We start from the raw sequence: 5,299 nt of genomic DNA, 5'->3' as shown, positions 1-5,299 counted from the left end.
CCCTCCCCCTTGTGGGGAGGGATACAGGGTGGGGGTCACCTCGCCCAAACATCCAGGGCCAAACGCCATGAGCCATCTCGCCTATGTCAGCACTGCCTATGGCGCGGCGTTCCTGGTCCTGGCCGGCATCGCCGTCTGGCTCGTCGCCGACCATCGCGCGCGCCGGCGCGAGCTTGCCGAACTCGAGACGCGGGGCGTGCGCCGCCGTTCGCAGGCGCGGCCATGAGCGTCGAGGCCGAAGCGCCGAAAAGACGCCTGCCCTGGCTGGCGCTGCTGCCGCTCGCGCTTTTCCTCGGCCTTGCCGGCGTGTTCCTGTTTCAGCTTCTGTCCGGGCGCGATGCCTCCGTCGTGCCCTCCGCGCTGATCGGCGCGACGGCGCCGCAGACGAACCTGCCGCCGCTCGAAGGCTCGCCGCTGCCCGGCATCGAGAGCGCCGCCTTCGACGGCAAGCTGACGCTCGTCAATGTGTGGGCGTCATGGTGCGCGCCGTGCCGGCAAGAGCATCCGCTGCTGATGGACCTCGCCGAGGACGAGAACCTCGTCATCGCCGGGCTGAACTACAAGGACCGGCCGCAGCAGGCGCGCGGGTTCCTCGCCGAACTCGGCAATCCCTATGACGCGATCGGCGTCGACGGCTCGGGGCGCACCGCGATCGACTGGGGCGTCTACGGTGTTCCCGAAACCTTTCTCGTCGGTCCTGACGGGACGATCCTCTACAAGCATGTCGGCCCGTTCACGGCGCAATCGATGCGCGACGGACTGATGCCGGCGATCGAAAAGGCGCGCGGCGGCTGATCAGGCGAGAAGCGCGCGGATGGTTCGTTCGAGCAGGGGGCGGCCGCCGGGTGTCCAGCCAAGTGATTTCAGCCGGGCGCAATCCATCTCGTTGATCGCTGACGCGTCCGCCCGGCCGGGCAGGGGATTGGGCACGCCGGTCGCAGCCTTGACGATGGCGAGCAGGTCGTGGCGGTCGACCATCAGATCGGACACGTTGAGGATCGCCGGCGTTGGCCCGTCGAGCGCGATGCGGATCGCGGCGGCGACGTCCTCGCCATGGACTTCCGTGCCGGCGCGGGGCGCGATTTCCTTGCCGGCAAGATAATCGTCGAAGAGGTCGGCCCATTTGTGCCGGCGGCCCGGGCCAGCAGGGCCGTAGACACCGGTGACGCGCAGGACGGTGGCGGCAAAATCTCCGTCCATCATGGCCAGCAATGCCTGTTCCGCATCGCGCTTGACCTTGCCGTAAAGCGTGTCCGGCGTCGCCGGCGTGTCTTCGTTGAGCGCCGTGCCGGGGGCTTTGGGTCCGTAAACGGCCCGAGTCGAGAGAAAGATCACGCGCGAAACGCCGGCCTGCTTTGCCGCCTCGAAGAGCGCGATCGAGCCATCTCGGTTGCGCAGGACGAAACCCTTGGGGTCATCGCCCTCACCGCCGCGATACTTCCTTGGTAGATGGTGGAAAGCCGCATGGACGACCGCATCGAAGCCGCTAAAGTTTTCGGGTCGGAACGTTCGCGGTTCGAGGTCGCCTGCAACGAAATCGACGGGCTTCGAGAAAAGGCCGGGAGGCGGTCGATTGCGACCGAACACCGTCACCGCTTCGCCGTCGGCCAGCAACCGTTCCACGATGAAGCGGCCGACATAGCCCGTCCCGCCGGTGACGAGGACGCGGGTCATGGCGACGGGTTGGCCAGCGTGTCGATGTCCGGAATGTTCTCTCCGGTGAGATATGCGCGCCACAGATCGATCAGCGGGCGCAGACGCTCGGCCTTCGGATGGTCGGTTTCCCACGGTTTTTCATACTGGAAGTGGATCACGCGGACGGACTCCCAGTCCCACAGCGCCGGTAGCGCGAACCAGACATATTGCAGCATGTTGTCGAAGATTGGCAGGCCGTGCCAGTCGGGGAAGAAATTCTGCAGGAAGGTCTGGTCCGTGCGCGGCCAGTGGGCGCCAGGCGCGTCGAGCCGGGCCAGCATGGCGTCGAAGGTCGCGCGCGCGGGCTTCGCGACGAACACGCCGGAATTCATCCGGTGAAAGTCCGCAAGACTTTCATAGACGTTTGGCGCGGCGGAGAATTCGGGGTAGGCGAACAGCCGGTCGATGTTGCGGATAACGATCGCGTCTGCGTCGATGAAGACGATCCGCTCATACGCCTCCATTTCCCACAGCCGCAGCTTGGCGAAATTGTCGAGCGGAGTGTGAAAGTCCGGCTTGCGGCCCTTGGTGAAGGGTTTTTCGGCGTGGATGCGGGCGCGGGAATGACGCTCGTTGAAGGCATCGGAGGTGGACAGGAGGTCGGCACGGTGGAGCTTCGCGCCGAGCGCGGTCAAAGGCGCGAGCATGGCGGCGTCGACGCCGCCGGTGTGCATGACGACGATGTCGGCAGCCGTGCCGGTCAGCTTCAGCGAGCGGACGAGGGCGGTGGCGCCGAGGACGTAGTCGGGATTGGTGACGAGGGTGGCGTAGGCGAATTTCTCCGCCATCACGTATCGGTCAGCGCCCTGTCGCGCCCCCCTCTGTCCTGCCGGACATCTCCCCCGCACGGGGGGAGATCAGCCAGTCGCCGACGTTGACGCGCGTGATCTCCCCACCTGCGGGGGAGATGGGCGGCAGCCCAGAGGGGGGCAACGTCGAGCGCTGACATCTCAGTCAAATCACGAAACGCTCTTCAGCGCCTTGCCTTCCGGGTCGCGATCCAGCGTGGGGGCGATGTCCTTGGTCCAGGCGGAGATTGCGGGGATGCGGGAGCGGTCGACGCGGTAGGCGTATTTCTTCGCCACGTCCACGACCTCCGACAGGAGCCCTTCGGCGAGCCGGATCGGGTCGAGGCCGAGGGCCATGAACTGCTCGTTGCGCACGACAAGTTCGTTTTCCGCCGCTTCCTTGCGTGGGTTCGGCAGATACGCAACCTTGGCGCCGGCGATCTTCGCCACGAGTTCGGCGAGGTCGCGCACGCGGTGCGTTTCGGTCATCTGGTTGAAGATTTTCACGCGCTCGCCGCGCTTCGGCGCGTTCTGAAGCGCGATCTCGATGCAGCGCACCGAATCCTGGATGTGGATGAAGGCGCGGGTCTGGCCGCCCGTTCCGTGCACCGTCAGCGGGTAGCCGATCGCGGCCTGGATCAGGAAGCGGTTGAGCACCGTGCCGTAATCGCCATCATAGTCGAAGCGGTTGACGAGCTGCACATGCCGGCGCGTCTGGTCGGTATGGGTGCCCCAGACGATGCCTTGGTGCAGGTCGGTGATCCGCACCCCGTCGTTCTTCGCATAGAACTGAAACAGCAACTGATCGAGGCATTTGGTCATGTGGTAGATCGAGCCGGGATTGGCCGGATAGAGGATATCCTGCTTCACCGTTTCGCCCGCCATCGTGTCGATGCCGACCGGCAGGTAGCCCTCGGGGATCGCCGCGCCGACGGTCGAATAGCCGTAGACGCCCATGGTCCCGAGGTGCACCAGATGCGCGTCGAGGCCGACCTCCACCATCGCGTTGAGCAGGTTGTGGGTCGCGTTGACGTTGTTGTTGACCGTGTAGTTCTTGTGCCGGTCCGTCTTCATCGAATAGGGCGCGGCGCGCTGTTCGGCGAAGTGGATGATCGCGTCGGGCCGTTCGGCGGCGAGCCAAGTCTTCAGGATTTCGTAGTCGCGCGCGAGGTCGATCAGGTGGAAATGGATGCGCCGGCCGGTCTCCTGATACCAGATGCGGGTGCGCTCCTGGATCGAATCCATCGGCGTCAGCGACTGGACGCCGAGCTCCGTGTCGATCCAGCGGCGCGACAGATTGTCGAGGATGTGGATTTCGTGACCGGCATTCGACAGATGCAGGCTCGTCGGCCAGCCCACGAAACCGTCACCGCCCAGAACCGCAATCTTCATCGAGGCACACTCCTTGGATCGCCGGGCCGAATGTCGCCGGCCGATGTGACGTGGATATTACCAGAGCGACTTTTTGTAGGCGTCGTCCAGATCGCGGTCGATCACGTCCGCGGCGACGGACAAGGCGAGCTGGTCGCGCAGCATTTCGCCCAGCGTCGGCATCTCTTCACGCGCAGGCCAGGTCTCGGCCTTCCACAGCGCCGAGCGCATGAACGCCTTGGCGCAGTGCATGTAGGAGGCGCGGATCTCGACCACGAGCGCGCTGATCGCCGGCCTGCCGTCGACGGCGAGGCGGTTGCACAGCTCGGCATCCGCCGTGATGCGGCCGATGCCGTTGATGCGCAGCGTCTCATTCATGCCGGGAATGAGGAAGAGCAGGCCGACCGCCGGATTGGCGACGATGTTTTCCCACGTGTCGAGCCGGTTGTTGCCCGGCCGGTCGGGGATCGCCAGCGTGCGGTCGTCGAGGATGGCGACGAAACCGGGCCGGTCGCCCTTCGGCGTCACGTCGCCATTGCCGGCACCGTCCGACGAGCCGATCAGCACGAAGGGCGAGCGTTCGAGAAAGCGGCGCGCATGGGCGTCGAGCGCGGGCAGTTCCTTGCGAACGGCCCCGTCGCTCGCCTGCTTGTAGTGCGCGCGCAGGCCTTCGCGGCTGGTGATGAATTCCATGGCGGAAATCCTATTCGGCAGGCCGGCTCTTGCCCGGCTCGGGCAGCGAGTGGCGCATGATCAACGGCATCTGGGAAAGCGTGAAGGCGATGGTGACGGGCATCGTGCCCCAGACCTTGAAGGCGACCCAGAAATCGGTCGAAAAATTGCGCCAGACAACCTCGTTGAGAATGGCGAGGAAGACGAAGAACAGGCCCCAGCGGAGGGTCAGCTTGCGCCAGCCCTCGGCATCGAGCTTGAAGGCCGCCTCGAAGACGTAGCCGAGCAGCGCCTTGCCGAACATCAGTCCACCGAGCAGCACGGCGGCGAAGAGGCCGTTGACGATGGTCGGCTTCATCTTGATGAAAATCTCGTCCTGCAAATAGAGCGTCAGTGCGCCGAAGACCAGGACGACGACGCCCGAGACGAGCGGCATCATCGGCAAGGTGCGCGTCAGCGCCCAGGAAACGGCGAGCGCGATCGCCGTTGCGACCATGAACAGGAAGGTGGCGAGGAAGATCGGGTCGCCGATCGAGCCAAGCGCCGGGAATGTGTCAATCAGCCATTCGCCGCGCAAATTGGCGAAGAAGAAGACGAGCAGCGGCCCGAGTTCGAGCGCGAATTTCAGGAGCGGATTGATCTCCGTTTTCCTGGGGTCGCCGGGCTCGCGTTCGATGATGTTGTTCATGCTTGGTGCTTTCGCGCGGGATGTGACGCTTGCAACGATGGCGCTCGACGGCGCCCCCCTCTGTCCTGCCGGACATCTCCCCCGC

The 5,299-nt window shown here is 65.2% G+C and carries 7 protein-coding genes; 2 read left to right on the top strand and 5 right to left on the bottom strand.

Annotated features, from left to right (window positions below; translation table 11 throughout):
• Window positions 1-67: 67 nt before the first annotated feature.
• Together ccmD and ALII_RS0111530 are read left to right on the top strand one after the other, a co-directional pair.
• Window positions 68-226, top strand: a complete 159-nt coding sequence (ccmD, locus tag ALII_RS0111535) for a heme exporter protein CcmD (RefSeq protein WP_024587466.1) — start codon at window positions 68-70, stop codon at window positions 224-226.
• The gene (locus ALII_RS0111530; RefSeq protein ID WP_024587465.1) at window positions 223-795 is read left to right on the top strand and encodes a DsbE family thiol:disulfide interchange protein; all 573 of its coding nucleotides are present in this window, start codon (window positions 223-225) and stop codon (window positions 793-795) included. Before ccmD ends, ALII_RS0111530 begins: the two co-directional genes overlap by 4 nt.
• On the opposite strand, the gene ALII_RS0111525 is transcribed toward ALII_RS0111530, so the two are convergent.
• The 5 genes from ALII_RS0111525 to ALII_RS0111505 all read right to left on the bottom strand — a co-directional run bounded on the left by ALII_RS0111525 (window position 796) and on the right by ALII_RS0111505 (window position 5,214).
• The gene (locus tag ALII_RS0111525) at window positions 796-1,674 is read right to left on the bottom strand and encodes an NAD(P)-dependent oxidoreductase (protein ID WP_024587464.1); all 879 of its coding nucleotides are present in this window, start codon (window positions 1,672-1,674) and stop codon (window positions 796-798) included. It abuts the gene before it with no gap.
• Window positions 1,671-2,483 carry a glycosyltransferase gene (locus ALII_RS0111520; protein WP_024587463.1) on the bottom strand — a complete coding sequence of 271 codons (813 nt, stop codon included), beginning with the start codon at window positions 2,481-2,483 and terminating at the stop codon, window positions 1,671-1,673. The genes ALII_RS0111525 and ALII_RS0111520 overlap by 4 nt, the downstream gene beginning before the upstream one ends.
• Before the next feature lie 171 nt (window positions 2,484-2,654).
• Window positions 2,655-3,875 carry an NAD-dependent epimerase/dehydratase family protein gene (locus ALII_RS0111515; RefSeq protein WP_024587462.1) on the bottom strand — a complete coding sequence of 407 codons (1,221 nt, stop codon included), beginning with the start codon at window positions 3,873-3,875 and terminating at the stop codon, window positions 2,655-2,657.
• A 57-nt stretch (window positions 3,876-3,932) separates the two neighbouring features.
• Entirely contained in the window at window positions 3,933-4,547 is a 615-nt protein-coding gene (locus ALII_RS0111510; protein ID WP_024587461.1) for a pyridoxamine 5'-phosphate oxidase family protein, read from the bottom strand.
• A 10-nt stretch (window positions 4,548-4,557) separates the two neighbouring features.
• Window positions 4,558-5,214 (bottom strand): septation protein A, encoded by a 657-nt coding sequence (locus ALII_RS0111505; protein WP_024587460.1) that lies wholly within the window; start codon window positions 5,212-5,214, stop codon window positions 4,558-4,560.
• Window positions 5,215-5,299 lie beyond the last annotated feature (85 nt).

The sequence above is a fragment of the Aliihoeflea sp. 2WW genome (assembly GCF_000497755.1).
GTDB lineage: Bacteria > Pseudomonadota > Alphaproteobacteria > Rhizobiales > Rhizobiaceae > Aliihoeflea.
The sequence above is the reverse complement of the archived record's forward strand: the minus strand, read 5'-3'. Positions and strand labels throughout refer to the sequence as shown.

Excerpts from the sequence above, each read along its gene's own strand:
- ccmD (WP_024587466.1), top strand. The coding sequence starts at position 68 with ATGAGCCATCTCGCCTATGTCAGCACTGCCTATGGCGCGGCGTTCCTG.
- ALII_RS0111530 (WP_024587465.1), top strand. The coding sequence starts at position 223 with ATGAGCGTCGAGGCCGAAGCGCCGAAAAGACGCCTGCCCTGGCTGGCG.
- ALII_RS0111525 (WP_024587464.1), bottom strand. The coding sequence starts at position 1,674 with ATGACCCGCGTCCTCGTCACCGGCGGGACGGGCTATGTCGGCCGCTTC.
- ALII_RS0111520 (WP_024587463.1), bottom strand. The coding sequence starts at position 2,483 with ATGGCGGAGAAATTCGCCTACGCCACCCTCGTCACCAATCCCGACTAC.
- ALII_RS0111515 (WP_024587462.1), bottom strand. The coding sequence starts at position 3,875 with ATGAAGATTGCGGTTCTGGGCGGTGACGGTTTCGTGGGCTGGCCGACG.
- ALII_RS0111510 (WP_024587461.1), bottom strand. The coding sequence starts at position 4,547 with ATGGAATTCATCACCAGCCGCGAAGGCCTGCGCGCGCACTACAAGCAG.
- ALII_RS0111505 (WP_024587460.1), bottom strand. The coding sequence starts at position 5,214 with ATGAACAACATCATCGAACGCGAGCCCGGCGACCCCAGGAAAACGGAG.